Source organism: Massilia sp. TWR1-2-2 (assembly GCF_049897565.1).
Taxonomy (GTDB): Bacteria; Pseudomonadota; Gammaproteobacteria; order Burkholderiales; family Burkholderiaceae_D; genus JAFCUW01.
The window spans coordinates 1-586 of sequence record NZ_JAFCWM010000112.1 but is presented as its reverse complement, the minus strand read 5'-3'; the positions used below and the strand labels follow the sequence as shown (position 1 = coordinate 586).

Annotated in this window: 2 protein-coding genes; both read left to right on the top strand. The window is 61.4% G+C overall.

All coding sequences use genetic code 11. The features are described from left to right. Positions 1 to 352 (top strand): IS66-like element accessory protein TnpA (locus tag ACP7DD_RS26620; protein WP_426178419.1); only part of this gene is annotated, 352 nt, incomplete at its 5' end. Beyond that, positions 339 to 586: IS66 family insertion sequence element accessory protein TnpB (gene tnpB / locus ACP7DD_RS26615; RefSeq protein ID WP_426178417.1), on the top strand; the 248-nt coding region annotated here is incomplete at its 3' end. The genes ACP7DD_RS26620 and tnpB, both read left to right, overlap by 14 nt.

The window sequence follows — 586 nt, the reverse complement described above, 5'->3', positions numbered from 1 at the left end:
CTCGCTAGCGGGCATGGCGCTCAAGCACGGCGTCAATGCCAACCTGCTGCGCAAATGGGTAGTGGCTTACCAATTGGCCCCGGACGTGCCGGCCGCGCCAGATGCAGCGCCGCTGTCGGCCTTCGTGGCAGTGAAGCTGGGCAGCTCCCTTCCCACGGTGCAGGACGAGCGCGCGTCGATGCGGCCGACCGCAACGGCCATTTCATCGGCGACAGGGCTGGACATGCCGCCGTCGCGCTTTCGAGCGCAAATGCCCAACGGCGTCACTTTCGAGTTTGAATGCGCCAGCGGTGATGCTGCCTTGATCACGACCGTCATTGAAACACTGGGCCGCTGCGATGTTTCGCCTTGACGCTGATCTGAAGGTGTACCTGCATCGCGAAGCCATCGATTTCCGCAAGAGCATCAACGGCTTGGCGGTGCTGGTCGAGCAATCGATGGGGCTTGATCCGTTTGCAGGTGCCGCCTACGTGTTTCACAACCGCCGCTGTGACCGTATCAAGCTGTTGATCTATGACCGCACCGGCTTCTGGCTGCTAATGAAACGGCTGGAGCAGGATCGTTTCGTGTGGCCACGACGTTCGCA